This window comes from Microbacterium awajiense (genome assembly GCF_039536545.1).
Taxonomy (GTDB): domain Bacteria; phylum Actinomycetota; class Actinomycetes; order Actinomycetales; family Microbacteriaceae; genus Microbacterium; species Microbacterium awajiense.
The window spans coordinates 1,871,395-1,897,210 of sequence record NZ_BAAAYU010000005.1 but is presented as its reverse complement, the minus strand read 5'-3'; the positions used below and the strand labels follow the sequence as shown (position 1 = coordinate 1,897,210).

Sequence of the window (25,816 nt, the reverse complement as noted above, 5' to 3'; positions counted from 1 at the left end):
GTCAGCCCGCTCTCGCGGCGAGCGGCAGCTCGAGCGGGGCGTCGAGCACGGTCTCGTGCGGGTCGACGTGCGGGCCGTCGAGCGGAGCGACGAGCGGATGCCGCGCCACCCGTTCGGTCGCGGCCTCGATGCCGCCGTCGGGCCCGGGCAGCAGCACGCGGGCACGGCGGGGCACCGGCCACCGCCTGCTCGCGGCGGTGATCGTGACGGCGCGCGAGACGAGGCATCCGTGACCGCGGTCGAGGCCCTGCCAGGCCGGGTCGCCCACATCGAGCACGGCCTCGGCCTGCGCCCACGGACCCTGTACGAGCAGCACCGCGCCGCGGTCGCGCAGCCGCGCGGCCAGCCGCGAGACGTCGCCGTCGGATGCGCGCGATCCCGGACGCACCGCGACCACCGGCAGCACTTCGGCGACGGTCGCGGTCACGGCGAGCCAGCGGGCGCCCGGGTCGGGCACGAGCACGAGCCTCGACAGGTCGACGCCCATTCCCTCGGCCGCTTCGGCCCCGAGCTGCGGCATCCCGACCACCCCGCACCACGACCCCGCCTGCGATGCGTGCGACAGCAGTGCCAGCAGGAGCGACATCGACGGCGCCAGCGAGTACGCCGCTCCCGGGCGCAGGCCCCCGCCCGGCAGCAGGTCGGCAAGAGCGGGAGCGACCGGCAGGACAGGGGCGTCGAGGCGGCGCCCCTGCACCCGCTCGAGCTGGGCGCGCAGCCGCCCCACCTCGTCGGCCGGCGGAAGTGCGCGTGGAATGGTTGCCTGCACCGTCCCCCTCATCTCGACAGATTAGAACATGTGTTCTACTGCGTCACATCAGGATGACAGGCTAACCCCCGGTTCCGACACCTATGTTCGATGTTCGGCGTCGAGCAGCTGCGCCGTGGTGGCGATCGTCGCGAACCCTCCGCCCTGCAGCTCGAGCGCCGCCGTGGCCATCAGCTCGTCTGCGGTGCGGGTCACCTCGCCGAGGCCGGGAACGCGGGTGGTGAGGTCGAACGTGCGCGTGGCATCCAGCGCGACCGTCACGTCGTAGCCGAGGTTGCCGGCCATGCGCGCTGTGGTCTCGACGCACATGTTGGTCTGGATGCCGCACAGCACGACCTCGCCGATGCCCCGGGCCGACAGCCAGGCGTGCAGGTCGGGCTCGCCGTAGAACGCCGAATTGACTGACTTGACGACCAGCAGTGCGGGTTCGACGTCGGCGATCTCATCCTTCAGCCGGTTGCCGTCCGACCCCGCCGCCAGAGGCGACCCCTGCTCGACCGAATCGTGCCGCACGATGACGACGGGCTCCCCCGCCGCGTCCCAGGCGGACACGAGCGCCGCCACATTGGCCTCGCATGCCGGGTTGGTGGTGGCCCCCCAGAATTCCAGGTCGTCGAACGCGCGCTGCAGGTCGACGACGACCAGCGCCCGGCTCATGCGGCGAGGGCGAGGTAGGGCTCCCACCGCGGGTCGGTGCGATCGGTGCCGCGCACCGTCCACGACGTACCCCGGGGCGGACGCGGCAGGGACCGCAGTTCCCAGCCCATCTCCTGGGGCGTGCGGTCGCCCTTGACGTTGTTGCACCGCAGGCAGCATGCGACGAGGTTCTCCCACGAGTCGGCGCCGCCGCGCGAGCGCGGCAGGATGTGGTCGATCGTCGAAGCCGACTTGGCGCAGTACCCGCATCGGTGGCCGTCGCGTCTGAGCACGCCGCGTCGGGTCACCGGCACCCGTCTGCCCCCGGGAACACGCACGTAGCGGGTCAGGATGATCACCGCGGGGCGATCATAGGTGCGGGTCGTGCCCCACACCGGTTCTTCTTCGACCTGCTCGATGATCGTGGCCTTCTCGTTCATCACGAGCACGAGGGCCCGTTTGAACGACACGACGGCGAGGGGCTCGTAGCCCGCGTTCAGCACCAGGGTGCGCATTCCTCATCCTCTCGAACGGCCGGGACGGCTTCTCGGTGTGTTCGACGTTCGACGATTCGAGCGCGCAGGGGCATGAAAAAAGGCGCTGTCTACAGACAGCGCCTTGGCGCCACGGTGCAACCGTGGCATCCGGACATACGATGCCGAAGGACGAGGCGTCCGAGCGCATCCGTGGTTCGGATGCGTGGTATGCGGCCCATCGGCTCCCTCCGCTTCTCTCAGCGTCGGGTTTCAGGCTAATGCACGCCTGGTCGGCAGGGGCCGATCCGCCGGGTGAACTCGCGGTGGCGTGTCGCCGAACGAGTCCGCGTCAGCCGGCGTTCGCCTGAAGCCAGGCGAGCGGGTTGATCGGCGTGCCGCCGACGTGCACCTCGAAGTGGCAGTGCGGTGCGGTCGCGAATCCGGTCTGACCCACCTGCGCGATGACCTGGCCGGCCGCCACGGTCTGCCCCGGAGAGACGACCTGCGACCCGTAGACCACGTGGGCGTAGAGGGTCGACACCTGCTGCCCGTTGATCACATGGTCGATGATGATGAGGCCGCCGTACGTGCCACCGTTGTTGGTCGACGTGCGCACGACACCCGCGGCCGCCGCGAAGATCGGCGTCCCGTACGAGGTCATCATGTCGAGTCCGTTGTGCGTCGGACGCTGTGCGGTCTGGAACCCGTTGCTCGCCCAGTCGTAGCTGAAGTTCGTCACCGGATAGCGCACGGCTCCCGAGCCGGGGGCGACCATGCTCAGGTTGACCGAGCTGACGCTGCCGGTGGAACTCGCCACGCGGGCCCGGGCGGCGGCGGCCGCCGCGGCGGCTTCCTTCGCCTTCTTCTCGTCGATCTCCTCCTGCGTCGTCGCAGAATAGCTGTCGCGCTCGAGTTCGCTGCCGGTCGCATCGGATGCCACGACGAGCGACTGCGCGTCATCGGCGGCGACCTGCTGGATGGTGGTGACCTCGTCGGCCGGACGCCATGCGCCGTACGCGGGAAGGGCGACGGTCACGATGAGACCGCCGACCACCGTGAGGATGCCCAGGCTGCGCAACGGATGCCCGTTGTGGCCCTTCGCCTTGGTCTTGGTCTCGGTCTTCGACGCGCGTGCGAACAGCGCGGCGCGCCGTCGAGGCTTGACGGCCGTCGAGTGTCGCGCGACCGATCGCGTCGCCGAGCGACGGGTCAGCCCCGCCGTGTCGGCGGGCGCGTTCTGCTCGTTCTGATCGTTCTCTTCGGTCAAGCTCTCCTCCGGCGCCTCGGCGCCGGAGCGCTGGCCCGTCGCACTCGTTGTCGGGGCACGATGTGCGTTTCACCGCGTGGACGACGGGCCGCAGAGGCGTTCCCACGTGGGGCCGAAGCGGCGGGCTTTGCGCCGAATCGACGTACCGAGGCTACCCGAAGGTAACGAATAAGTCACGTTCAGCGGCTGGCAGGTGCCTGTGCGTGTCTCTCGTCGACGAGGAAGATATGGGATGCGACCTCGACGGGAAGCTCGAGGCCCTCGTCGGCGCCGTCCATCTCGACGAGCACGTATCCCTCGCTGTAGCGGAAGCTGCCCGCTGCGCCCGGCATCACCCCGGCGGCCTTGAGCTGTTGGAGCAGCTCGGGGTCGACCTGCGCGGGTTCGGCCAAGCGGCGCACTGTGCCGGTGACAGGCTCACCCGTCTCGTTCATGAGCCGAACCAGCCCGACGACGCCCTGCTCGAACGTCTGCGACGGCACGTCGCCGAGCTGATCGAGACCGGGGATCGGGTTGCCGTACGGCGACTCGGTGGGGTGACCCAGAAGCTCCACGAGACGACGCTCGACCTGCTCGCTCATGACGTGCTCCCACCGGCAGGCCTCCTCGTGGACGAACGCCCAGTCGAGCCCGATCACGTCCGAGAGCAGACGCTCGGCGAGGCGATGCTTGCGCATGACGTCGACGGCCTTCTGACGGCCCGCGTCGGTGAGCTCGAGGGTGCGGTCGTCGCCCACGACGACGAGCCCGTCGCGCTCCATCCGACCGATCGTCTGCGACACCGTGGGCCCGGAGTGACCCAGCCGCTCCGAGATGCGCGCACGCAGCGGGACGATGTTCTCCTCTTCGAGCTCGAGGATGGTCCGCAGATACATCTCGGTGGTGTCGATCAGATCGGTCATGTGCGATGTCCTTCGGGGCGGAAAGGGGCAGGATCAGCCTACCGACCGGTGGCGACGCCGGCGGCGCGGGCATCCCTAGAATCGACGCATGCCCCAGGTCGAGATCCCGCGTGAACTCCTGCCCGCCGACGGCCGCTTCGGAAGCGGTCCCTCACGAGTCCGCCCCGCCCAGCTCGAGGCGCTCGCGACCGCCGGCGCAGCGGTCATGGGCACCTCGCACCGGCAGGCGCCGGTCAAGAACCTCGTGCAGAGTGTGCGTGCGCATCTCGCAGAGCTGTTCGATCTTCCCGACGGTTACGAGGTGCTCCTCGGCAACGGCGGTTCGACCGCCTTCTGGGATGCCGCCGCGTTCGGCCTCATCGAACAGCGCAGCCAGAACCTCGTCTTCGGCGAGTTCGGCGGCAAGTTCGCCCGAGCGGCCGCAGCACCGTGGCTGATCGCGCCCGACGTGCGCGACGCGACGCCGGGCACCCGCTCGCACACGGAGCCGATCGCCGGCATCGACGTCTACGCCTACCCGCACAACGAGACGTCGACCGGCGTCGCCGTGGCCGTCGAGCGCGTGCACGGCGACGACGGCGCGCTGACGGTGGTGGATGCCACCAGCGCCGCGGCAGGCATCGCCTTCGACGCCGCCGAGGCCGACGTCTACTACTTCGCACCGCAGAAGAACCTCGGTTCCGACGGGGGCCTGTGGTTCGCGCTCGCCTCGCCCGCGGCGATCGAGCGGATCGAGCGGATCGCCGCCTCCGACCGCTACATCCCCGAGTTCTTGAGCCTCAAGCTCGCGCTCGACAACTCGCGTCTGCAGCAGACGCTCAACACACCCGCGGTCGCGACGCTCCTCCTGCTCGACGAGCAGCTGAGCTGGATCCTCGGCAACGGCGGCCTGGCGTGGGCCGACGCCCGCACGCGCGAGTCGTCGCAGGAGCTGTACGCGTGGGCCGAGGCATCCGCGTTCGCCACACCCTATGTGGTCGACCCGGCCGACCGTTCGCAGGTCGTGGTGACCGTCGACTTCGACGACAGCGTGGATGCTGCCGCTGTGGCCCGCACGCTGCGCGGGAACGGCGTCGTCGACACCGAGCCGTACCGCAAGCTCGGCCGCAATCAGCTGCGCGTGGCGACGTTCGTCTCGATCGACCCCGACGACGTCCGTCGGCTGATCGGCTGCATCGACTACGTCGTCGAGCGGCTCTGACCGCGGACGCGGGTCATTCCGCGAGCGGCGATGGGGCCGGAGACAGCACAGAGTCGACGATCGCCTCGATCGCGAACTCGGTCGCGCGACCCAGATCGACCGCTGACGGGTCGAGCAGCCACTGCACCTGAAGCCCGTCCATGACCGCCAGGATCGCCGCAGACGCGTATCCGATCGTCTCGGGCTCGTCGATGCCCCGCTCCGCGCAGACCACCGCGAAGGCGTGCGCGATCTCGCCGCGCAACGACTCGTAGCGCTTCTGGAAGAAGTCGCGGCCAGGGTGGTCGTCCGTGACCGATTCCGCGGACAAGACGACGTAGGCCTGCACGATTCCGGCACGGTGCGCGTTGATGAAAGCGGTGCGCACGAGGTGGCGGAACAGGGGCATGCCGTCGGGAATGTGCTGCTCCTCGAGATCGGCGACGTCGGTTTCGTCGCGATGCGTGAGAACCTCGAGCAGCAGCGCGTGCTTCGAACCGAAGTGATGCAGGATGCCGGCGTGCGTCATGCCGACCTGATCGGCGATCTCCTGCAAGGTGCCGCCCGTGAAACCCTTGCTGCCGAAGATCTCCACCGCGGCGTCGACGATGTCGCGACGACGCGCGAGCGTCTCCGGCCGAGAGCGCGGCTGTCGGCGCTGACCTGCCATGGCGCACTTCCCTCCTGCCGGATCAGAGTCTACGGACCCCGATTGCGGCGTGATTCAATCGTAGTTGCAAAGTTACTTACTAGAACGTAAGTTAACTGGGCAATCACCCAGCGACATCGCCGTCGCCCCGCCCGGGAGCCCGTCGATGCGCACACCCACGAAGGAGAAGCAATGAGGCTCAGGTCCTCCCTCGTCGCCGTCGGCCTCGCCGCGGCGACCGTGCTCACCGGCTGCGCAGCCGGTGACGGCGCGGAATCCGGCAGTGAAGGAACCGGCGCATCGCTCACGATCGCCAAACCCGATGGCGCGATCACCACCGAGTCGAACAATCCGTATCTGGGCGACTCTTCGGCCTCGAAGTACGGCTACGGCAAGGTGATCTTCGAATCCCTGGCGCTCGTCAACCCCACCGGCGACCTCGGCACTACGCCGTGGCTGGCCGAATCGGTGGAGTGGAACGACGACTACACCGCGCTCACCGCTGTCGCCCGCGACGGCGTCACGTGGAGCGACGGCGAGGAGTTCACCGCCGACGACATCGCGTTCTCGTTCACTCAAGTGCTCGATGGCACGCTCAACGATACGAATGCGCTCGACCTCAAAGACGTGAGCGTCGAGGGCGACACGGTCCGGCTCGACTTCAACAGCTCCAAGTACACCCAGCAGTCCCGTGTGCTGCACTTCCAGATCGTGCCCGAACACATCTGGCAGGACATCGCCGACCCGAACTCCGATCCGCTGACCGGCGAGGGTCAGGTGGTCGGCACCGGCCCGTACGTACTCGATCAGTGGACGACCGAGTCGGTCACCCTCACGGCGAACCCCGACTACTGGGGCGGCGAGCTGGCGGTGCCGGAGCTGCACTACGTCTCATACGGCGACAACGCCGCGCTCACGACCGCCCTCGCGACCGGTGAGGCCGACTGGGCGCAGGCGTTCATCCCCCAGATCGAGGACAGCTACCTGTCGGCCGACCCGGACAACCACTTCCTCGCCTCCCCGACCGCCGGCGCGGGAACGCTGTTCTTGAACCTGCAGACCAAGCCGTTCGACGACCCGGCGCTTCGTCGGGCGCTGGCCTGGACGATCGACCGCCAGGCCTACGTCGACATCGCCCGCGAGGGTGCGAGCGAGGCGATCTGGAGCGTGACGGGCTTGGGCACGCTGCTCGAGGACGAGATCGTCCCGGAATACGCCGGTCAGAACTACTCGGTCGACATCGACAAGGCCCGTGAGATCCTCGCCGACGCCGGCTACACCTGGGACGGCGAGACGCTCATCGACCCGGACGGCGAGCCGGTCTCGTTCTCGATTTCGGTCCCCGCGGGCTGGAGCGACTGGAACACCGAACAGGCGCTGATCGCCGAGGAACTCAAGGAGGGCCTGGGCATCGAGGTCAAGGTCGATCAGCCGGACTGGGGCGGCTGGGACGCCGCACGTCAGGAGGGCACGTTCCAGGCGATCATCCACTGGCTCGAGGACACGGGCAACGCGTACGGTCTGTACACGTCGACCATGGACCCCAAGTGGATCGTCGACGGCAAAGCGGCCTTCAACTTCGGGCGATTCGACGATCCCGCCGTCACCGAGGCGCTGAACACGTACGCCAACGCCTCGTCGGAGGACGAGCGCGAGGCCGCTCTGACCGTCATCGAGACGGCGTTCGTCGAGAACGTTCCGGCCATCCCCCTCGGCGCGCATCCGCTCCTCGGCGAGTTCAACACGCGAAACTACGTCGGGTGGCCGTCGGAGGACGACCAGTACGCATCGGCCGACCCGACGCAGCCGGCCGTCGTGCAGATCCTCACCAAGCTCCAGCCTGCCGGATGACCATCGCGGGCGGGGCGGATGCCGCGGCATCCGCCCCGCCCTCACGTCCACTTCACGAAGGAACTGCACCCATGAGAGATCACCTGCTCTCGGTCCGCGACTTCTCGGTCGTCTACGACGTGGATCCACCCGTCCCTGCCGTCCGAGACGTCTCGCTCGACCTGCAGCGCGGCGAAATCCTCGGGCTCGCCGGCGAGAGCGGCTGCGGCAAGACGACCCTCGCCTACGGAATCCAGCGCCTGCTCCGGCCACCGGCCGTGATCACCAGCGGCAGCGTCATCTTCCACGATGCGGACGGCGGCGATGTCGATGTCAACGGCCTCGATGCCGAAGCGATGCGCCGATTCCGGTGGGACAAGGTGTCGATGGTGTTCCAGGGCGCGATGAACTCGCTCAACCCCGTCGCCACCGTCGGGTCCCAGCTCGAAGACGTCTTCGAGGTCCACCGACCCGGCATGTCCGGCGCTCAGCGACGCGCCGCCGTGGTGGAACTGCTCGAACTCGTCAAAGTCGGCGCGCAGCGCTATCGCTCCTACCCTCACGAACTCTCGGGAGGGATGCGTCAGCGGGTCATGATCGCGATGGCACTCGCGCTGCGGCCGCAGCTCATGGTCATGGACGAGCCCACGACGGCGCTGGATGTGCTCGTACAACGCGAGATCCTGCGTCAGATCTCTCAGCTGCGCCGCGAGTTCGGCTTCTCGGTCGTCTTCATCACGCACGACCTTCCGCTGCTGCTGGAGATCAGCGACCGCATTGCGATCATGCGCAAGGGCGAGATCGTCGAGCTCGACACCGCGGAGCGGATCTGGACGGATCCGCAGGACGCGTACACGCGCACGCTGCTCAGCTCGTTTCCACGGCTGACCGGCGAGAGGGGCGTGGTCGTACGATGACCGTCCTCGAGTTCGACGCCGTCACGAAGACCTACGCCGTACGCGGCGCGGGCCTGATCAACGCCCTCGACGAGGTGAGCTTCTCGCTCAGATCGGGCCAGACGATCGGTTTGGTCGGCCAGTCCGGCAGCGGTAAGTCGACCATCGCGAAGATCCTCACACAACTCGAACGCCCGTCCTCCGGGGAGGTCCGCCTCGACGGTGCACCGATTCCGCGGCGCGGCAAGGCCCTTCGTACCTACCGACAGCAGCTGCGGATGGTGTTCCAGGACCCGTTCGCCTCGCTCAACCCCTACCACTCGATCCGCTATGCGATCCAGCGACCGCTCCACCTGCACGAGGTCGTCCCGAACGACCGCCTCGATCACGAAGTGCGACGCCTGCTCACCCGCGTGCGGCTCGACGCTGACGCGGTCATCGACCGGCGGCCGCACGAACTCTCGGGCGGACAGCGCCAGCGAGTCGCGATCGCACGGGCTCTGGCATCCCGCCCTCGGCTCCTGGTCGCGGACGAACCTGTCTCGATGCTCGACGTGTCGATCCGCCTCGGCGTGCTGAACCTGCTTGCCGATCTGCAACGTGAGGAGGGATTGGGCGTGCTCTACATCACGCACGATCTGGCCACCGCTCGTCACTTCAGCGACGAAATCCTCGTCCTCAACCAAGGACGTGTGGTCGAGCGCGGTCCGGCCGACGACGTGATCCTCCGTCCGCAGAATCCCTACACCCGTGAGCTGCGTGCGGCATCCCCAGATCCCGACACTCATTTCGCCCGCGCAGCAGGCATTCTCGGAGGTGAGAAATGAGCACCATGGCTCCACAGCTCGAAAGCGACGACTTCGACGCGATCGCAGCAGGCACGACCGCGACCAACGCCGTCAAGGGCCGCTCACGCATCCCATGGCGCTTCCTCGGCGGTCGCGCCGCGTTCTATCTGTTCACCCTCTGGGCCGCGATCACGATCAACTTCTTCCTCCCGCGAATGATGAAGGGCGATGCGGTCACCGCGTACCTCGCCCGCAATCGCAACGTCACTCCCGAGGCTGCCGAGGCGCTGCGCGCACTGCTGGGTCTCGACACCGATCGGTCGCTGTGGCAGCAGTACCTCGACTATTGGGGTCTGCTGCTGCGGGGCGACCTGGGTATCTCGCTCCTGCACGGCATGCGGCCCGTGACCGAGGTCGTCGGTCAATCGCTGATCTGGACGGTGGCGCTGGTCGGATTCGCGACGCTCGTCGCGTTCGCGATCGGCACGATCGGCGGCGCGATCGTCGGCTGGCGGCGCGGCAGCAGGCTCGACGCCCTCATCCCCATCACGACGTTCCTCAGCACCATCCCGTACTTCTGGCTGGGACTGGTCGCCATCTCCGTGTTCTCGGTGACGCTCGGCTGGTTCCCGATCGGCAAGGCGTACGGCGTCGGAGTGAGTCCCGCGTGGTCGTGGGAGTTCGTCGGCGACGTGGTCCACCACGGCTTCCTGCCTGCAGCGACGATCATCCTCGCCTCGCTCGGCGGCTGGATGCTCGGAATGCGCAACATGATGCTCACCGTGCTCGACGAGGACTACGTCATGGTCGCGCAGGCCAAGGGGATGCCCAACCAGCGTGTGCTCTGGCGATACGCGGCGCGCAACGCCGTGCTGCCCCAGATCCAGAGCTTCGCGCTCGCGCTCGGATTCATCGTCGGCGGCACGATCGTCATGGAGGTCGTCTTCAGCTATCCCGGCGTGGGCAAGCTGCTGCTGGATGCCACCAACGCGAAGGACTACGCGCTCATGCAGGGAGTGTTCCTCGTGATCACGATCTCGGTGCTCGTCGCCAACCTGCTGGCCGATATCGCCTATGCGTTCCTCGACCCGCGCACCCGTCAGACGGAGGCCTGACATGGACACCATGACCGACACGGAAACCGATACGACCAGGCTCGCGGCGAGCGCGCCGGGCACCTCCACCCTGGATGCTCCCGTCGCAGGGCACGCACCCCGGCGCCCACCGGGCTTCGGCGCGAAGCTCGCGTCGGCTTTCGCGATGTTCCGCAACCCGAAGTCGATCACGGGCCTGTCGATCCTCGCCTTCTTCGTGCTCATCGCGATCTTCGCCGACGTCCTCGCTCCGTACTCACCGACGAAGGTCGACAACACCGCGCGCTTCCAGCCTCCGTCGGCCGCCCACTGGCTCGGCACGACGCACATCGGAGAGGATGTGCTCAGTCAGGTCATCCACGGCACGCGAGGAGTGATCGTCGTCGGTTTCCTGGCGGCGATCATCGCCACCGTTATCGCCATCGTCATCGGGGTTCTCTCCGGCTACCTGCGAGGCTGGCGCAGTGAGGGCCTGTCGGCTCTGACCAATGTGTTCCTCGTTCTTCCAGGCATCCCGCTCATCATCATCGTGGCGACGATGTTCGAGGATCCACCGTTGTGGGTCATCGCGCTGGTGCTCGGACTCATCGGGTGGGCATGGGGCGCCCGCGTACTGCGCGCGCAGACGATGTCGCTGCGCAACCGCGACTTCGTCCAGGCCGCGCGCGCCAACGGTGAGCCCCTGCGCCGGATCATCACGGTCGAGATGCTGCCCAACCTCATGGCACTCATCGCGGCGAGCTTCGTGGGAACCGTGACCGCTGCGATCATCGCCCTCACGACGCTGTCGTACATCGGCATCATCCCGGTCACGACCTACAACTGGGGCACGATCCTCAACTGGGCGGGCGCGCAGGGAGCCTTCCGTCAGGGCCAGTGGTGGTGGTTCCTGCCCCCGGGCCTGTGCATCGCCGCGATCGGCGTTGCGCTCTCGCTGATCAACTTCGGGATCGACGAGTACGTCAACCCCCGCCTCCGCTCCGCGGGCGAGCGGGCGCGCGCCATGAAGAAGAAGGGCATGAACGTCAACGACACCGTCACGACCGTCCGGACCGCGACGACCACCGAGGAGACCGCATGACCGCCGCCGGCACCGCCGCCCTGACATACCTCGACCCCGCGGCTGCCGTCGCAGACCGCATCGCCGACCTGCTGGCACGCATGACCGTCGCCGAGAAGGTGGGCCAGATGCTGCAGCTGGATGCGCGCGCCGACCTCGAGGAGCAGGTGCTGCACCAGCATGTGGGCTCGATCCTGCACGCCTCGCCGCAGCGCCTGGTGCGCGCCCACGAGCTCGTCGCGCAGACGCGGCTGCGTATTCCGCTGCTGGTCGGTGAGGACTGCATCCACGGACACTCGTTCTTCTCGGGTGCGACCATCTTCCCCACACAGCTGGGCATGGCCGCGTCGTGGGACGCCGACCTGCTCGAGCGTGTGGCCCGCGCCACCGCCGAAGAGGTGTCGGCGACGGGCATCCACTGGACGTTCTCGCCGGTGCTGTGCATCGCGCGCGACCTGCGGTGGGGCCGGATCGACGAGACCTTCGGAGAGGACCCCTTCCTCATCGGCGAGCTCGCCTCGGCGATGGTGCGCGGATATCAGGGCAGCGGCTTCGACGACGAGACCGCGATCCTCGCGACCGCGAAGCACTTCGCCGGCTACAGCGAAACCCAGGGCGGGCGGGATGCCAGTGAGGCCGACCTTTCGCCGCGCAAGCTGCGCTCCTGGTTCCTGCCTCCCTTCGAGCGGGTGGCGCGCGAGGGCTGCCGCACCTTCATGCTCGGCTATCAGTCCATCGACGGCGTGCCGATCACCATCAACGACTGGCTGCTCAACGACGTGCTGCGCGGCGAGTGGGGGTACCGAGGGACCCTGATCACCGACTGGGACAACGTCGGCCGCATGGTGTGGGAGCAGAGGGTGCAGCCCGACCTCGCGCACGCCGCCGCCGCGGCGGTGAAGGCCGGCAACGACATGGTGATGACCACGCCCGGCTTCTTCCAGGGCGCACTCGACGCCATCGAGCAGGGACTGCTCACCGAGAGCGACCTCGACCGCGCGGTCACCCGCATCCTGCTGCTGAAGTTCGAGTTCGGCCTGTTCGAGAACCCTCGTCACCCCGACCGAGCCCGCATCGAGGGCAGCGTCGGCAGCGCCGTGCACGCCGAACTCAACCTCGAGGCGGCACGTCGATCGCTCGTGCTGCTGCGCAACGACGGCACGCTGCCGCTGCTCAGCGAGACCCAGACCCCGCCGCGCCGGGTCGCCGTCCTCGGCCCGCTCGCCGACGACGCCCAGACGCAGTTGGGCGACTGGGCAGGCTCGTCAGGCCAGGCCGACTGGATCCCCGAAGGACAGCCGCGCGAGATGATCACGACCGTCCTCGATGGACTGCGCACCCAGGTGCCGGATTCGTGGCAGGTCGGATACGCCCGCGGCGCCGACATCCTCACGCTGGAGCCCGACCCCGAGGGCGCGTACTTCCCCGACGGCCAGCCTCGCCCGCCGGTCGTCCATCCCAGTCCCGTCGACGAAGCCCTGATCGAGGATGCCGTCGACCTGGCCCGCTGCAGCGATGTCGCCATCGTCGTCGTCGGCGACCGCATCGAGCTCGTCGGCGAGGGACGCTCCACGGCGACCCTCGAACTGATGGGCGCACAGATCGCCCTTCTCGACGCCGTCGCCGCGACCGGCACGCCGTTCGTCGTGGTGCTGCTCGCCTCGAAGCCGCTCGTGCTGCCGCCGTCGGTCGACGCGGCCGCCGCCGTGCTGTGGGCTGCGAGCCCCGGGATGCAGGGCGGGCGAGCGATCGCCGACCTGCTGCTGGGTCGGATCGAGCCGACGGGTCGGCTGCCGATCTCGTTCGCGCGGCATGCCGGACAGCAGCCGACGTACTACAACCAGATCCGCGGCCAGCACGGCGACCGCTACGCCGATCTGACGCAGAGCCCGGCTTTCGCGTTCGGGGAGGGCATGGGCTATACGACCGTGGAGTACTCCGACGCCGAGGTCGATCCCGACGGCGAGATGATCCGTGCCCGCGTGACGGTCGCGAACACCGGCTCGAGGCCAGCGCGAGAGGTCGTGCAGGCGTACGTCCGCGACGTCGTCACGTCGGTGAGTTGGGCCGACAAGGAGCTGAAGGCTTTCCGCATCGTGGATCTCGCTCCCGGCGAGGTGCGGCGAGTCGAGGTCGACATCGCGGTCGCCGATTGCACGATCGTGGATGCTGCAGGACGGCGCGTGGTCGAGCCCGGGGAGTTCGAGCTGCTCATCGGCCCGTCGTCGCGCGACGCGGTCCTGCTGACGGCGTCGTTCGCCGTCGCGGAGGCCGGTCGCGCCGAGAGCTGACCTCAGTCCTCGTCGGAGTCGTCCTCGTCGGAGTCGTCGGCGTCCTCGTCCTCGTCCGAGTCGTCCTCGTCGGATTCGTCCTCGTCGGATTCGTCCTCGTCGGAGTCGTCCTCGTCCGAATCGTCAGCGTCCTCGTCCAGCTCGTCGATGTCGACGCCGTCGACGTCGCCCGCGTGCAGGATCGGCGATCCGTCTGCGTCGAAGTCCGAGGCATCCAGGTCGTTGACGTCGTCGAACTCGTCCGCCCCGTCGTCCGAGTCGCCCTCGGTCTGCTCGGCCGCGGCGGCTTCGGCCGCCGCCGCCTGAGCGGCCTGATACTCGGCGAGCCGTTCGGCCCACGGCACCCAGTCGGGGGCGAGCAGCGCACCGTCACCGGGCAGCAGCTCGGCCTCGAGCACGGTCGGCTCGGCGTCTTCGACCCGCGCGACACTCACCGTCCAATACCAGCCCGGGTAGCCGCCCAGCCGGTTCTCGAAGCGCAGCGAAACGACACCCTCCGCCTCGGCGCGGTATCCGGCAGCCACGCCGATCGTCTCATCGGGCGTGATCTCCTTCAGCGCGGCGAGGGCCAGGTCGTGCGCTTCCAGCAGCGCCGGATCGACCTCGACGGCGGCACCGGCGGACTCGGGCGCAGCGTCGACGGGCTCAGACGTCGAGGTCATCGGCCACCTTGCGCAGCAGCGCGGCGATCGTCTTGCCCTCACGCCCGCTGGGGTAGCGGCCGTTGCGCAAGCCGTTTCCGACGCCGTCGAGCAGATTCACCAGGTCGTTGATGATCACCGCCATGTCATCGGTGGGCTTGCGCGAGCGCTTCGCCATGCTGACGGGGGCATCGAGCACGCGTACCGAGAGGGCCTGCGGACCGCGCCGACCGTCGGCGATGCCGAACTCGACGCGCGTGCCGGCCTTGGGCGCGGCCGCGCCTGCGGGCAGGGCACTCGCATGCAGGAAGACGTCCTGGCCGTCTTCGCCCGAGATGAACCCGAAGCCCTTCTCCTCATCGAAGAATCTGACCTTGCCGGTGGGCATCCGAACCTCACTGAAAACCATGCCCGATCGGGCGGGAGCGAAAGAACGGGGTCCGTGGACCCCACCCTCCAGCCTACGGCACCACGGGCACCGGTTAGGCTGGTGCGGATGAGCACTCCGTCCGATGGCACCGACGTTCCGATTCGCCGGATCGATCGCATCCTGGCGTTCATGTCACTGGGTCTGCTGGTGCTGTCGGTGGTGTCCTTCTTCGCGATCATGATCGCGTCCTCGGCAGGCGCCGACATGTCCGCGGGCCTGTGGCCCGCCGTCGGCGTCACCATCTACATCGCGCCGATCCTCGCCTTCGCGTTGCTTCTGACGGTGCTCGTGATGAGCTTCGTGCGCAGGTCTCGGGCCAACCGAGGCGACTGAGTGATCTCCGACGAACGCGTCCTCGCGTCGTGGCTTGCCGCTCGCGACGACGACGCGCTCGCGGCGACCCTGAGCGCCCGGTCCGTGGCGCGCACGGTGCCCTGGCAGGACTTCTTCGACGCGGCGGAAGGTCTGCTCGACCCGACATCGATCGAACGGGCGCTGCGCCGCCGCTCCCGGACCGAGCTGGCGGCCCTCCTCGGCGGCGGCGATGCCCGCACCGTCGATCGGCTGCGCGCAAGCGCGCTCGTCCGCGACGACGGCACCCCGTACACCGCCGTGAGCGCTGTCGTCGACGCACTGCGCGGGGCCGACCCGCAGGCGTTCGAGCGGGTCGACACGTCGACCGCCCCGCGCACCGCAGACCCGAAGGCCGCCGCCGCGGCCGCAGAGCGGGTGTTCGCGGCATCCGGTTCGCTCACCGATGTGCTGCTCGAGACTCTCGCCGCACCCCTCGCGCGCACCGGTGTCGGATCGGTCTCGGCGGCGGACCGCAAGCGCCTCATCGAGGGCGGAGCCGTCGCCGACGGTGATGAGCTGGACGACCAGCTCGCCGCCGCCCTCGCCGCCGGTCTCGCCCGCGCCGGGGCACATGAGTGGCTCGTCACCCCCGCTGCCGACGACTGGCTCGAGCTGTCCACGCCCGATCGGTGGGCGGTGGTGGTCTGCGGCATCCGCTCGGTCCTCCCCGCCGGTCTGCGCACGCCCGACGGCGGGTACCTGGCGATCGCTCTGTGGCGCGCCGCGTACCCGCTCGATCCGGCGTGGCCGGACACGGCTGAGGCACTGCAGCGTCTCGCGCACCGCTGGGGGCTGTCGGGCGACACCGACGACGAAGAGCCCGAATGGGCGACGCCGTTGCGTCTCGGCTCCGACGCAGACACCGCATCCCTGTCGCGGATGCTCCCCGCCGAGATCGACCGGCTCTACCTGCAGGCCGACCTCAGCGCGATCGCACCCGGCCCGCTCGCCCCCGCGCTCGACCTGCGGCTTCGCCGGATCGCACGGCGCGAATCCCGCGCCCAGGCATCCACCTACCGATTCACGGCCGACTCGCTGGCTTCGGGGGTCACCGAGGGCGAGACGGCGGAATCGATCCGCGCCTTCCTCGGCCGTCTCTCGCTGACCGGCATCCCCCAGCCTCTCGACTACCTCATCCAGACGACGGCGGCGCGACACGGTCTGGTCGAGGTGACGACGGATGCGGCCACCGGCCGCACCCGTGTGTCCAGCTCCGACCGTGACCTGCTGCGCGCCATCGAGGTCGATCAGGCGCTGCGCGCGCTCGGGCTGCTCGTCGACGGCGATGTGCTGACGACTCGCGTCGCCCGCGATGCCGTGTACTGGAGTCTGGCCGACGCGCGCTACCCCGTCGTCGCCCACAACGGCGCCGGCGAGCCCGAGGCGCTGCATCGCCGCGTCGCCGATGCCGATGACCCCGCCACCGACTCGCCCGGCGCATACGGCGCCCTCATCGCGGCATGGCGCGCCGGCCACGGCGTCGACGGAGAGGATGCCTGGCTCGAGCGCGAGCTCGATCAGGCGGTGCGTGCGAAGGCGGTGATCATCGTGGTCGTGCGGATGCCTGACGGCACGGAGCGCTCGTTCACCCTCGAGGCGTCGGGGCTCGGCGGGGGCCGCCTGCGCGGCCGCGACCGCGGCGCCGACATCGAGCGGACGCTGCCGGTCAGCAGCATCATCCGCGTTCAGTCGGCCTAGGCCTCGGCGGCTTCGGTCGGCATCTCGTACTCGCGCAGCGCGACCACGATCTCGTCGAGGTAGTCGTCGACCTCGTCGGGGTCGTACCCGCGGCCGACGCGCGTGTAGCGGAACTGCTTGACGACGATGTCGTCGCCGCGCAGCGGCGCGTTCGCGAAGCCGCGCTCGCCCGCTTCGAGAGATCGCGCGCACTGCTCGAGGAACTCGTCGACCTCGTCGGCTTGGAACCTCTCGGAGAAGAAACGGAACAAGCCGGTCGGGCCTTCGCCGAACTGCTTGAGACGGATGTCACCACTGCGCACCGCATGAGACTATCCGAGCCGGTGCGCAGGCTCTGCCGCCCGTCCACAGCGGGGTCGGCGGTAGACTTGCCCGTTATGGCTGACGGCCCCCTCATCGTCCAGAGCGACCGCACGGTGCTGCTGGAAGTGGCGCACCCCGACGCGGAATCGGCCCGCCACGAGCTCGCGATCTTCGCCGAACTCGAGCGCGCGCCCGAACACATCCACACGTACCGCATCACCCGACTCGGCCTGTGGAACGCGCGCGCGGCCGGCCACGACGCCGAGGACATGCTGGCGACCCTCGAGCGATGGACCCGCTTCCCCGTGCCCCCGTCGGTGTCGATCGACATCGCCGAGACCGTGGGGCGCTACGGGCGCCTCGTGATCGAGCGCGACGACGAGGGCACGCTGCTGCTGCGGTCGACGGATGCCGCGGTGCTCGCCGAGGTCACCAAGAACAAGCGGATCCAGCCGCTGCTGATCGGCCACCCCGCCCCCGACGCGTACGTCGTCGATGCGTGGGCACGTGGCCAGATCAAGCAGGAGCTGCTCAAGATCGGGTGGCCGGCCGAAGACCTCGCCGGCTACACGCCGGGCACCCCGCATCCGATCGACCTCGCCGAGAACGGCTGGGGGTTGCGCCCCTATCAGCGCCAGGCGGTCGACACCTTCACCGAAGGCGGGTCGGGGGTCGTGGTTCTCCCCTGCGGCGCCGGCAAGACCCTCGTCGGCGCGGGGGCGATGGCCGAGACGAAGACGACCACGCTCATCCTCGTGACCAACACGGTCAGCGCCCGGCAGTGGCGCGACGAGCTGCTCAAGCGCACGTCGCTGACCGCCGAAGAGATCGGTGAGTACTCGGGCCAGTCCAAGGAGGTCAAGCCGGTCACGATCGCGACGTACCAGATCCTCACGGCCAAGCGGAAGGGCCAGTACGCGCACCTCGCGCTGCTCGACGCCCTCGACTGGGGGCTCATCGTGTACGACGAGGTGCATCTGCTGCCGGCGCCCGTCTTCAAACTCACCGCCGATCTGCAGGCGCGTCGACGTCTGGGCCTGACCGCAACGCTCGTACGCGAGGACGGCCGAGAAGGTGACGTGTTCAGCCTGATCGGACCCAAGCGGTTCGACGCGCCGTGGAAGGAGATCGAGGCCCAGGGCTTCATCTCACCCGCGGTCTGCTACGAGGTGCGCATCGACCTGCCCACAGGCGACCGGCTCGAGTACGCGGCGGCCGCCGACGACGAGCGCTATCGGCTCGCGGCGACCGCGCCGGCCAAGATCGGCGTGGTGCGCGACCTCGTCGATCGCCACGAGGGCGAGCGCATCCTCATCATCGGGCAGTACCTCGACCAGATCGACGTGCTCGCCGAGGCGCTGAACGCCCCGAAGATCACGGGCGCGACCCCCGTCGACGAACGCGAGGAGCTGTATCAGGCGTTCCGTGAGGGATCGATCACCGTGCTCGTGGTCTCGAAGGTGGCGAACTTCTCGATCGATCTGCCCGAGGCATCCGTCGCGATCCAGGTGTCGGGATCGTTCGGATCCCGGCAGGAGGAGGCTCAGCGCCTCGGCCGCCTACTGCGCCCGAAGGAGTCGGGCCGCACCGCCAGCTTCTACACGCTCATCGCGCGCGACACCGTCGACCAGGACTTCGCGCAGAACCGCCAGCGCTTCCTCGCCGAGCAGGGCTACGCCTACACGATCGTTGACGCGGACCGGATCAATGCCGCGTAGCGGCGTTGATCCGGTCCGCGTCAAGGTCGCGTCGTCCCCGCCGACCTGACGCGCGGCGTGTCGTCGAGGGCCTTGGCGCCCCACCCCGTCTCGGGGGCGAGCCACAGCACGTTGCCCCACACGACGATGCCCGCGATCCACGCGAGAGCGGGCGGGCCTGCGAGCCATGCGACCAGCAGCGCGGATGCCGCACCCAGCCCGACCGCGGCGAGCGCCGCGAGCACGGTGAACCACGCGCGCTGCCAGCCCCACAGCAGCGCGACGCCGATCGCGGCACCGGCGCCGGCGACCCACCCCGCACTCCATCCGACACCGCCGGCGGCGGGCACCGCGGCCCACGGGGCACCGGCGAGCCCGGCGATGCCGACCACGACACCGCCCAGCAGCATCAGACCGGCGGCGATCGTGGGCGCCCAGCGGACCGCGCGTGTTCCGCCCGATCCGGCGCCGACGCGCAGAGCGGCGCGGCCGACCAGGTATCCCCCGAGGACGACGGCGAGTGCCCACACGCCCGCGGGAAGCCACGCTCCCATCCTCACCGCGACGGCGAGCGGGATCACCGCGACGGCGCTGCCGGCGAAGACGACTCCGGCCGACCGCAGGGCGCTCGCCCGCCAGCTCCGCAGATCGGGCGGATCCTCATCGGCAGACATCACGCGCCGCCATCGCGTCGTGGCCGACGAGATGCCGCGCGCGGCGAGGGCGAGGGCGACCACCGCCGCGATGAGGATCACCGCGTCGTGCGGCCACACGACGGCACCGGACGTGGGAAACGCCGCTGTCGGCCACGACAGCGCGGTCGCCAGGATGAGCAGCATCCCGCCCACGAAGGCGATCCGCGGCGGATCGACCGCTGCGGGGACCAGCACGGTCACGGGGCGCAGCAGCCAGGCGACGACGCGCACGACGGCCGTGCCGAGCGCGGAGTCCGGAGTCGGCAGCGCACGCGACAGCACGCGCACCCCACGGCCGGCCAGACCCGCGATGTAGTCGGGATCCAACGAGCCGATCTCATCGAGCCCGCCGTCGAGGCGGGGGGCGCCCGTCTCCGCTGCGGCCTCGTGCTCCGCCCGCAAGTCCGACACGATCGCGGACTGCACCTGCGCACCGGAGGCGCCGCCCAGCGCTCGGTCCAGACCCGCCGCGGCGTCGAGCCTTCCCCACCACCAGTCGTTCTCGCGCCACGAGGAACTCAGGAAACCTGAGAAATTCGCGAGCCGGGTGCCGGCGAGCTTGACCGGCGCAGGCACGATCTCCGCACCCGAGTGCAGGTGCTCGCGGGCTCGCCGCAGGGTGAGATGGGGGTCATCGAGCGCGGTCGCCACGCGGCGGGTGCGGTCCTTCTCGCGCAGCGCCGCGACGACCTCTTCGAGGCCGGACGCGGCGGCGAGCGCGCCGGCCCCGGAATGGCCGTCGATCCGGGTGTACGTCGCGTGGGTCACGACAGGAGGCATGCCGGTCGCCGCGAACAGCGGCGGCAGATCCGCCGCTCCGACGGCATCCTCCGGACCGAGGTCGGCTTCGACCAGGCCGCGCCAGGGGCACTCGCGCCAGAGGACGGCGAGGAGTCCGGGATCGCTGCCGGACCCCGCGCGCTCGGACCACCGCTGCTCCGCGTCCGCGATGAGCGCCGGGTCGGTGGTCTCCACCTGCGTGCGCATGCGCGCATACGACGGAGCGAGCGAACGCCATGCGCGGTCCAGCCGCACCCAGGCCCGGTCGATCAGGCTGGTGTCGTCGAGCGGTTCCAGCCACGTGTCGACCACGAGATCCGCCAGGCCCGCCGAGTCCCTGCTCGAGCCGGATGCCGCCACCGCGTCGAGCACCCGCGCCAGCGCCTCATCGCGCATGCCGGTGGCCACGCCGATGACGCCGTAGGCGAGCGCACGCGCCGCCTGTTGATCCCGCTGCTGGTCCTGACTCCATTTCGGCTCTTCGGCGTAGTGGGTCGCCTGTTCGAGCCACTGCACCGCCGACAGGACGCACTGCGCCGCGTCCAGCAGACCCTGCGGACCCCGGACGACCGACGACGAGCCCTCTGCGGCGACCCCCCAGCTGCGCCGGTTGTAGGCGAACAGCGCCTGCCCGCGCAGTGCGTCGGCGGCATCCCGCTCGATCCCGCGCCATGCACCCCGCGACGCCGACTCCCAGCCCAGCTGCGCGCGAGCGGGGAACGACAGGGTCTCCACCAGCAGATTGACGTCGCTGGAGTAGCGATAGCGGGTGTACGCCGAGATGCGTTCGGCTCGCGCGGCGGCATCCCACGGCGCCCGCGAGAGCGTCGCGAACGACTCCCACCGACCGGTCGCCAATCCGACGTCCTGCACGAACCGATCGAGCTCCTCGAGCTCGCCGCCCTCCGTCTCGTGCCGGAAACGCCGCGACACGGCGCCCAGCACCGCGTTCGACAGCCGAGCCCTCCCCTCCTCGTACACGACGCCGACACCCGGGTCCAGAGCGGGCGACGGGTCGAGGTACAGCAGCATCCGCTCGCTCGCCGTCGTCGATGCGCGCGTCTTCACCGCTCCCAGGGCACGGGTGATGGGGATGTTGTCGAAGACACCCCCGTCGATGACCCGATACGGCGTGTCGTCGGTCTCACGGTGCGCCCCGAACGCGAACCGCATGTTCGGGCGAGGTGTCGCGGCGAGCTCGGCACCGCCGACCGACGAGTAGATCGTCGCCGGCTCGAACGCGCCAGGGAACGACGACGTCGTTCGGGCCGCATAGGCGAGACGGTCGAGGTCGTCGAGGGTGTGCGCGCTCGGCGTCGTGCTGTCGGGATCGCGGGAGGGGATGCGGTTGCCGACGGCGGCCGATGCGGTCACGGCCGCGAGCGCGTCGCCGTGCGGCTCGGCGTCACCATCGGAAGCGACCTGTCCGCCGTCGTCGAGGCTCGCGAAGTGGAAGTCGCCCCGCCCCTCGCGGGTGTCGGGGTCGAGCGCATCCTCGCTGTCGATGAGCGTCGCCGACAAGTCGACCGAGATGTGACGAGGGACGAGATCGGGATGGAACCGCTCGGCCGTGTGCAGTCGCACCAGGGCATCACGCACGCTCGGCCAGAAGTAGCCGTCGCCGCGCAGCAGCGATGTGACGCGCGCGAACCCCGGCGGATGCATCAGCTCGGCGAGGCCGCCGACGTCGCGCCACGTGTCCTTGAGGTCGTCGATGGGGCGACCGGCTCGCTGCGCGGCCGCGTAGATCACCGAGTTGAGCCCGCCGGCGCTCGCCCCGGCGAGGATGTCGACATCGACGCGGTCGGCCCCGCGGCCGGCGAGCAGCTGAGCGTACGTCTCGACGCGTGCGGTCAGTCCGGGTGTCAGCGGCTCGTCGTCGCACCGCAGCACGACGACGACCTCGTCACCCTGCGGATCGCGCATGATCCGGATGCTGCGCAGCACATCGATCTCGGCGACGGCGCCGCCGATCCATACGGCGAGGCTCACGCCGCCGCGCATCGCGAGGGCGAGCCTCAGCGCGCGGCGGTGCGCAGGCCGCCACCCCTCGTCCTCCAAGTCCGCGAGCCGGCGCGACGGACCCAGCGCGACGACCGCGCGATCGATCGGCGGCACATCCTTCGCGATGCCGTGCTCGATCGGCATGTACGCGACGAACTCCTCCGGTGGCGGTTCGGCGCCGATGTCCATGCGCGGCCGATCGGGGAGCACCATCGGCTCGGGCACCGCGTCGTCGACGCGACGCGGCCGGCGTTCGTCACCCGTCTGGAACGACACGGACCCACCCCCGGCATTCGATTCAGCGCCCTGCGCGTCTGCGGCCACGCTAGCGCGCGGTCGGCCCGAACCGCATCGGCTCCCGGGGTTTCGATCGACCGCCGGGCGACCCGCGCGCAGGCGCATCGACGCGCCTGCGGGCGCGCTTTGCGCGCATTGACAGGCCGTCGACGCAATAATGGCCCCATGACCGCACCGCGCATCCTCGTCGTCGACGACGAGCCGAACATCCGCGACCTGCTGATCACGAGCCTGCGATTCGCGGGCTATCAGGTCAAGGCCGTCTCCAACGGCGCGCAGACGATCTCGGCCGTCCTCGAAGAGGAACCCGACCTCATCGTGCTCGACGTGATGCTTCCGGACATGAACGGCTTCAGCGTCACCAAACGTCTGCGCGGCGCCGGATACACCGCGCCCATCCTGTTCCTCACCGCCAAGGACGAGACCGAGGACAAGATCACCGGGCTCAACGCCGGCGGCGACGATTACGTCACCAAGCCCTTCTCACTCGACGAGATCGTCGCGCGCATCCAGGCGATCCTGCGCCGCACCATGCACGTCGACGAGGAGTCGGTGATCCGAGCCGGCGAGCTCAGCATGGATCAGGACACGCACGACGTCCTCGTCGGCGACGTCTCGATCGACCTCAGCCCCACCGAGTTCAAGCTGCTGCGCTACCTCATGCTGAACCCGAACCGGGTGCTGTCGAAGGCGCAGATCCTCGACCACGTGTGGGAATACGACTTCAACGGCGACGCCGGCATCGTCGAGAGCTATATCTCGTATCTGCGCCGCAAGATCGACCCGCACTCGTCCGAACCGCTGATCCAGACCAAGCGGGGCTTCGGCTACATGCTCAAAGCCGGCAAGTCCGCGTAGATTCGCGGACCGACCGAAGGGGTGGCTCTGGCGCGCAAGACCGATGCGGTGACCGGCTGGTGGCGCAGCATCAGCCTGCGCGCCAAGGTGACCGGCGTGTCGGTGGCGGTCCTGGCGGTCGGACTGCTCGCTGCCGGCATCGGCACGACCGCGTTCCTGCGCAATGCACTCGCCGCGAACGTCGACAGCCAAGTGGAGCAGTTGGCGACATCCGACGTCGTCGCCCCCTTGCTCGATCTCACGGTCGAAGACGGCATGCTCATCGCGGTGCCCACGGCCAAACCTCCCCCGACCGACTACTTCGTCGCCATCTACGAAGGCGTCGACGGCGACCTGATCGCCGTCGACGGCGGCCGTGGCGGCCCCGAGCCCGACTTCCCCGACCGCATTCCCCTCGACAAGGCGATCACCCTCGGCAGCCCGTTCAGCCTCTCGTCGGTCGACGGCGAGACCGAGTATCGCGCCGCCGCCACCGTTCAGGAGCTGGCGCGCACGAGCAACCTCTACACCCAGGTGGTCGCCGTGCCGCTGGCATCGGTCAACCGCACGATCGCGACCTACCTCGGCATCTACAGCATCATCGCGGTCATCACCATCGTGGCCGGAGCCCTCCTCACCCGATGGCTGGTGACGCTGGCGTTCCGCAGCCTGGGCCAGGTCGAGACCACGGCCATGGCCATCGCGGGAGGCGATTTCAGCCAACGCATGACCGACATCGAGCCCACCACCGAAGTGGGCCGTCTCAAGACGGCGATCAACACCATGCTCGGGCGCGTGGACGCCGCGATCTCGCAGCGCGACGCCACCGTACGCCAGATGCGCCGGTTCATCGGCGACGCGAGCCACGAGCTGCGCACGCCGCTGGTGACCGTGCGCGGCTATGCCGAGCTGTATCGGATGGGCGCGATCGCAGGCGAAGACGACGTCGCACAGGCCATGGAGCGCATCGAGAAGGAAGCGGTGCGGATGGGCGTCCTCGTGGAGGACCTGCTCGCGCTCGCGCGCCTCGACGAACGCCGTGACGTCGCCTTCGCCCCGGTCGATCTGCGACCGATCGCCCGGGATGCCGCGCTCGACATGCGCGCCCCCTCGCCGCACCGCTCGGTCACCGTGATCGACACGACCGCCCGCGAGCCCGATCCGCCCGAAGACGACACGACGCACGACACCGAGCCCGTGCCCCGACCACCGACGACGTCGGCGATCGCCCGTGCCGGAGCCACGCTGTCGCGCCTGCGGCGTCGCCCCCGCCCGGCTCCCGTCGCCTCCGACGTCACGCCGCCCGCCGGCGCCGTCGACGAGGAGCACGACGTCGAGACGCCGACCGAGCCCATCGTCCTGGGCGACGAGAACCGCATCCGGCAGGTGGTCGCCAATCTGCTGGGCAACGCGCGTCGGTTCTCCCCCGAGGACTCGCCGATCGAATTGCGCGTCGGCGTCGATCCCACGTCGGCGATGGGGTGGATCGAGGTCATCGACCACGGCGAGGGCATCCCCGATCAGATCAAGGACAAGATCTTCCAGCGGTTCTGGCGCGCCGACTCCTCGCGTACCCGCGAGACGGGCGGCACCGGACTCGGGCTGTCGATCGTCGCATCGATCGTCGAAGCGCTGCACGGCGCGGTCGCGGTCACCGACACCCCCGGCGGCGGGGCGACGTTCCGCATCTCGATCCCGCTCGCGCAGGTGCGATCGCGCCAGGAGCAGTTGTCCATCCGCACCCAGCCCATCGACAAGATCGTCCTCGACGAAGAGCACTGACTCCTCCCCAGGCGCCGCGGCGCCGCACGCTCTCCACATGCGCGCGCCGAGCCGACGGCGACCGACGCATCCGACCTAGGTTCGGGGATGCAGCCTCCCCGGCTGGATCGAAAGGAGCCCCATGGCCGTTTTCTCTGTGGACAGCGACGCCGTCGCCGCCTCCACCGTCGCGATCCGCGGCACCATCGACCGCGTGCAGGCCGAGACGAACGCGATGCTGGTGCAACTGACCAACCTGCAGGGCACCTGGACGGGATCGGCGTCGATCGCCTTCCAGTCGGTGATCGACCAGTGGCGGGCCACCCAGCGGCAGGTCGAGGACTCGCTGGCCGGCATCAACGCCGCACTGTCGTCCGCGGCCCGCCACTACGCCGACGCCGAGACGGCGACGACGAGTCTGTTCCGCTGATCCTCTGAGGAACGATGAAGGGCCCCTCCTTCAGGGAGGGGCCCTTCATCG

General features: G+C 69.5%; 23 protein-coding genes. 13 read left to right on the top strand and 10 right to left on the bottom strand.

From position 1 onward, the window contains the following. Position 1: 1 nt before the first annotated feature. The 5 genes from ABD663_RS15545 to ABD663_RS15525 all read right to left on the bottom strand — a co-directional run bounded on the left by ABD663_RS15545 (position 2) and on the right by ABD663_RS15525 (position 4,050). Complete coding sequence (locus tag ABD663_RS15545) at positions 2–781, bottom strand: hypothetical protein (protein WP_344740155.1); 780 nt, start codon at positions 779–781, stop codon at positions 2–4. 69 nt (positions 782–850) lie between these two features. Beyond that, positions 851–1,426, bottom strand: a complete 576-nt coding sequence (locus ABD663_RS15540) for a cysteine hydrolase family protein (protein ID WP_344740153.1) — start codon at positions 1,424–1,426, stop codon at positions 851–853. After that, positions 1,423–1,920: an HNH endonuclease gene (locus ABD663_RS15535; protein WP_344740151.1), complete on the bottom strand. Its 498-nt coding sequence runs from the start codon at positions 1,918–1,920 to the stop codon at positions 1,423–1,425. The genes ABD663_RS15540 and ABD663_RS15535 overlap by 4 nt, the downstream gene beginning before the upstream one ends. 310 nt (positions 1,921–2,230) lie before the next feature. Continuing rightward, positions 2,231–3,148 carry a M23 family metallopeptidase gene (locus ABD663_RS15530; RefSeq protein WP_344740149.1) on the bottom strand — a complete coding sequence of 306 codons (918 nt, stop codon included), beginning with the start codon at positions 3,146–3,148 and terminating at the stop codon, positions 2,231–2,233. A 179-nt stretch (positions 3,149–3,327) separates the two neighbouring features. Then, a complete protein-coding gene (locus tag ABD663_RS15525; RefSeq protein ID WP_344740147.1) occupies positions 3,328–4,050 on the bottom strand; it encodes an iron-dependent transcriptional repressor DtxR in 723 nt (240 codons plus the stop codon). Between the two features lie 88 nt (positions 4,051–4,138). Between ABD663_RS15525 and serC the strand changes: the two genes are divergently transcribed. After that, complete coding sequence (gene serC / locus ABD663_RS15520) at positions 4,139–5,251, top strand: phosphoserine transaminase (protein WP_344740145.1); 1,113 nt, start codon at positions 4,139–4,141, stop codon at positions 5,249–5,251. Between the two features lie 13 nt (positions 5,252–5,264). Here the strand turns inward: serC and ABD663_RS15515 are convergent, their stop codons facing one another. Continuing rightward, complete coding sequence (locus ABD663_RS15515; RefSeq protein ID WP_344740143.1) at positions 5,265–5,900, bottom strand: TetR/AcrR family transcriptional regulator; 636 nt, start codon at positions 5,898–5,900, stop codon at positions 5,265–5,267. A 171-nt stretch (positions 5,901–6,071) separates the two neighbouring features. On the opposite strand from ABD663_RS15515, the gene ABD663_RS15510 reads away from it, so the two are divergent. From ABD663_RS15510 to ABD663_RS15485, 6 genes are all read left to right on the top strand, one after another. After that, the gene (locus tag ABD663_RS15510) at positions 6,072–7,730 is read left to right on the top strand and encodes an ABC transporter substrate-binding protein (RefSeq protein WP_344740141.1); all 1,659 of its coding nucleotides are present in this window, start codon (positions 6,072–6,074) and stop codon (positions 7,728–7,730) included. A 71-nt stretch (positions 7,731–7,801) separates the two neighbouring features. Beyond that, a complete protein-coding gene (locus ABD663_RS15505; RefSeq protein WP_344740138.1) occupies positions 7,802–8,626 on the top strand; it encodes an ABC transporter ATP-binding protein in 825 nt (274 codons plus the stop codon). Beyond that, on the top strand, positions 8,623–9,432 hold the full coding sequence (locus tag ABD663_RS15500; protein WP_344740134.1) for an ABC transporter ATP-binding protein: 810 nt from the start codon (positions 8,623–8,625) through the stop codon (positions 9,430–9,432). The genes ABD663_RS15505 and ABD663_RS15500 overlap by 4 nt, the downstream gene beginning before the upstream one ends. Then, the gene (locus ABD663_RS15495) at positions 9,429–10,508 is read left to right on the top strand and encodes an ABC transporter permease (protein WP_344740132.1); all 1,080 of its coding nucleotides are present in this window, start codon (positions 9,429–9,431) and stop codon (positions 10,506–10,508) included. Before ABD663_RS15500 ends, ABD663_RS15495 begins: the two co-directional genes overlap by 4 nt. A 10-nt stretch (positions 10,509–10,518) precedes the next feature. Next, positions 10,519–11,568 carry an ABC transporter permease gene (locus tag ABD663_RS15490; protein WP_344740130.1) on the top strand — a complete coding sequence of 350 codons (1,050 nt, stop codon included), beginning with the start codon at positions 10,519–10,521 and terminating at the stop codon, positions 11,566–11,568. Continuing rightward, positions 11,565–13,838, top strand: coding sequence for an exo-beta-d-1,3/1,6-glucosidase (locus tag ABD663_RS15485; RefSeq protein ID WP_344740128.1), 2,274 nt, complete (start codon positions 11,565–11,567; stop codon positions 13,836–13,838). The genes ABD663_RS15490 and ABD663_RS15485 overlap by 4 nt, the downstream gene beginning before the upstream one ends. Positions 13,839–13,840: 2 nt before the next feature. On the opposite strand, the gene ABD663_RS15480 is transcribed toward ABD663_RS15485, so the two are convergent. Both ABD663_RS15480 and ABD663_RS15475 read right to left on the bottom strand, forming a co-directional pair. Next, complete coding sequence (locus tag ABD663_RS15480) at positions 13,841–14,500, bottom strand: DUF3027 domain-containing protein (RefSeq protein ID WP_344740126.1); 660 nt, start codon at positions 14,498–14,500, stop codon at positions 13,841–13,843. Then, a complete protein-coding gene (locus ABD663_RS15475; RefSeq protein WP_344740123.1) occupies positions 14,484–14,867 on the bottom strand; it encodes a cold-shock protein in 384 nt (127 codons plus the stop codon). Before ABD663_RS15475 ends, ABD663_RS15480 begins: the two co-directional genes overlap by 17 nt. Before the next feature lie 108 nt (positions 14,868–14,975). Between ABD663_RS15475 and ABD663_RS15470 the strand changes: the two genes are divergently transcribed. Beyond that, positions 14,976–15,242, top strand: a complete 267-nt coding sequence (locus ABD663_RS15470) for a multidrug ABC transporter ATPase (protein WP_344740121.1) — start codon at positions 14,976–14,978, stop codon at positions 15,240–15,242. Beyond that, positions 15,243–16,961, top strand: coding sequence for a helicase-associated domain-containing protein (locus ABD663_RS15465; RefSeq protein ID WP_344740119.1), 1,719 nt, complete (start codon positions 15,243–15,245; stop codon positions 16,959–16,961). On the opposite strand, the gene ABD663_RS15460 is transcribed toward ABD663_RS15465, so the two are convergent. Next, positions 16,958–17,263: a DivIVA domain-containing protein gene (locus ABD663_RS15460; protein WP_344740117.1), complete on the bottom strand. Its 306-nt coding sequence runs from the start codon at positions 17,261–17,263 to the stop codon at positions 16,958–16,960. The genes ABD663_RS15465 and ABD663_RS15460 overlap by 4 nt on opposite strands. A 75-nt stretch (positions 17,264–17,338) precedes the next feature. Here ABD663_RS15460 and ABD663_RS15455 point away from each other — a divergent pair, with 75 nt between their 5' ends. After that, complete coding sequence (locus ABD663_RS15455; RefSeq protein WP_344740115.1) at positions 17,339–18,982, top strand: DNA repair helicase XPB; 1,644 nt, start codon at positions 17,339–17,341, stop codon at positions 18,980–18,982. Between the two features lie 20 nt (positions 18,983–19,002). Here ABD663_RS15455 and ABD663_RS15450 read toward each other — a convergent pair whose 3' ends face one another. Then, complete coding sequence (locus ABD663_RS15450) at positions 19,003–22,716, bottom strand: DUF3376 domain-containing protein (RefSeq protein WP_344740113.1); 3,714 nt, start codon at positions 22,714–22,716, stop codon at positions 19,003–19,005. 186 nt (positions 22,717–22,902) lie between these two features. Here ABD663_RS15450 and ABD663_RS15445 point away from each other — a divergent pair, with 186 nt between their 5' ends. The 3 genes from ABD663_RS15445 (at position 22,903) to ABD663_RS15435 (ending at position 25,765) form a co-directional block, all read left to right on the top strand. Beyond that, complete coding sequence (locus ABD663_RS15445) at positions 22,903–23,595, top strand: response regulator transcription factor (RefSeq protein ID WP_344740111.1); 693 nt, start codon at positions 22,903–22,905, stop codon at positions 23,593–23,595. A gap of 27 nt (positions 23,596–23,622) precedes the next feature. After that, positions 23,623–25,356 carry a sensor histidine kinase gene (locus tag ABD663_RS15440; protein WP_344740274.1) on the top strand — a complete coding sequence of 578 codons (1,734 nt, stop codon included), beginning with the start codon at positions 23,623–23,625 and terminating at the stop codon, positions 25,354–25,356. 121 nt (positions 25,357–25,477) lie between these two features. Next, entirely contained in the window at positions 25,478–25,765 is a 288-nt protein-coding gene (locus ABD663_RS15435) for a WXG100 family type VII secretion target (RefSeq protein WP_344740109.1), read from the top strand. Positions 25,766–25,816 lie beyond the last annotated feature (51 nt).

Excerpts from the sequence above, each read along its gene's own strand:
- ABD663_RS15545 (WP_344740155.1), bottom strand. The coding sequence starts at position 781 with ATGAGGGGGACGGTGCAGGCAACCATTCCACGCGCACTTCCGCCGGCC.
- ABD663_RS15540 (WP_344740153.1), bottom strand. The coding sequence starts at position 1,426 with ATGAGCCGGGCGCTGGTCGTCGTCGACCTGCAGCGCGCGTTCGACGAC.
- ABD663_RS15535 (WP_344740151.1), bottom strand. The coding sequence starts at position 1,920 with ATGCGCACCCTGGTGCTGAACGCGGGCTACGAGCCCCTCGCCGTCGTG.
- ABD663_RS15525 (WP_344740147.1), bottom strand. The coding sequence starts at position 4,050 with ATGACCGATCTGATCGACACCACCGAGATGTATCTGCGGACCATCCTC.
- serC (WP_344740145.1), top strand. The coding sequence starts at position 4,139 with ATGCCCCAGGTCGAGATCCCGCGTGAACTCCTGCCCGCCGACGGCCGC.
- ABD663_RS15515 (WP_344740143.1), bottom strand. The coding sequence starts at position 5,900 with ATGGCAGGTCAGCGCCGACAGCCGCGCTCTCGGCCGGAGACGCTCGCG.
- ABD663_RS15510 (WP_344740141.1), top strand. The coding sequence starts at position 6,072 with ATGAGGCTCAGGTCCTCCCTCGTCGCCGTCGGCCTCGCCGCGGCGACC.
- ABD663_RS15505 (WP_344740138.1), top strand. The coding sequence starts at position 7,802 with ATGAGAGATCACCTGCTCTCGGTCCGCGACTTCTCGGTCGTCTACGAC.
- ABD663_RS15500 (WP_344740134.1), top strand. The coding sequence starts at position 8,623 with ATGACCGTCCTCGAGTTCGACGCCGTCACGAAGACCTACGCCGTACGC.
- ABD663_RS15495 (WP_344740132.1), top strand. The coding sequence starts at position 9,429 with ATGAGCACCATGGCTCCACAGCTCGAAAGCGACGACTTCGACGCGATC.
- ABD663_RS15490 (WP_344740130.1), top strand. The coding sequence starts at position 10,519 with ATGACCGACACGGAAACCGATACGACCAGGCTCGCGGCGAGCGCGCCG.
- ABD663_RS15485 (WP_344740128.1), top strand. The coding sequence starts at position 11,565 with ATGACCGCCGCCGGCACCGCCGCCCTGACATACCTCGACCCCGCGGCT.
- ABD663_RS15480 (WP_344740126.1), bottom strand. The coding sequence starts at position 14,500 with ATGACCTCGACGTCTGAGCCCGTCGACGCTGCGCCCGAGTCCGCCGGT.
- ABD663_RS15475 (WP_344740123.1), bottom strand. The coding sequence starts at position 14,867 with ATGCCCACCGGCAAGGTCAGATTCTTCGATGAGGAGAAGGGCTTCGGG.
- ABD663_RS15470 (WP_344740121.1), top strand. The coding sequence starts at position 14,976 with ATGAGCACTCCGTCCGATGGCACCGACGTTCCGATTCGCCGGATCGAT.
- ABD663_RS15455 (WP_344740115.1), top strand. The coding sequence starts at position 17,339 with ATGGCTGACGGCCCCCTCATCGTCCAGAGCGACCGCACGGTGCTGCTG.
- ABD663_RS15445 (WP_344740111.1), top strand. The coding sequence starts at position 22,903 with ATGACCGCACCGCGCATCCTCGTCGTCGACGACGAGCCGAACATCCGC.
- ABD663_RS15435 (WP_344740109.1), top strand. The coding sequence starts at position 25,478 with ATGGCCGTTTTCTCTGTGGACAGCGACGCCGTCGCCGCCTCCACCGTC.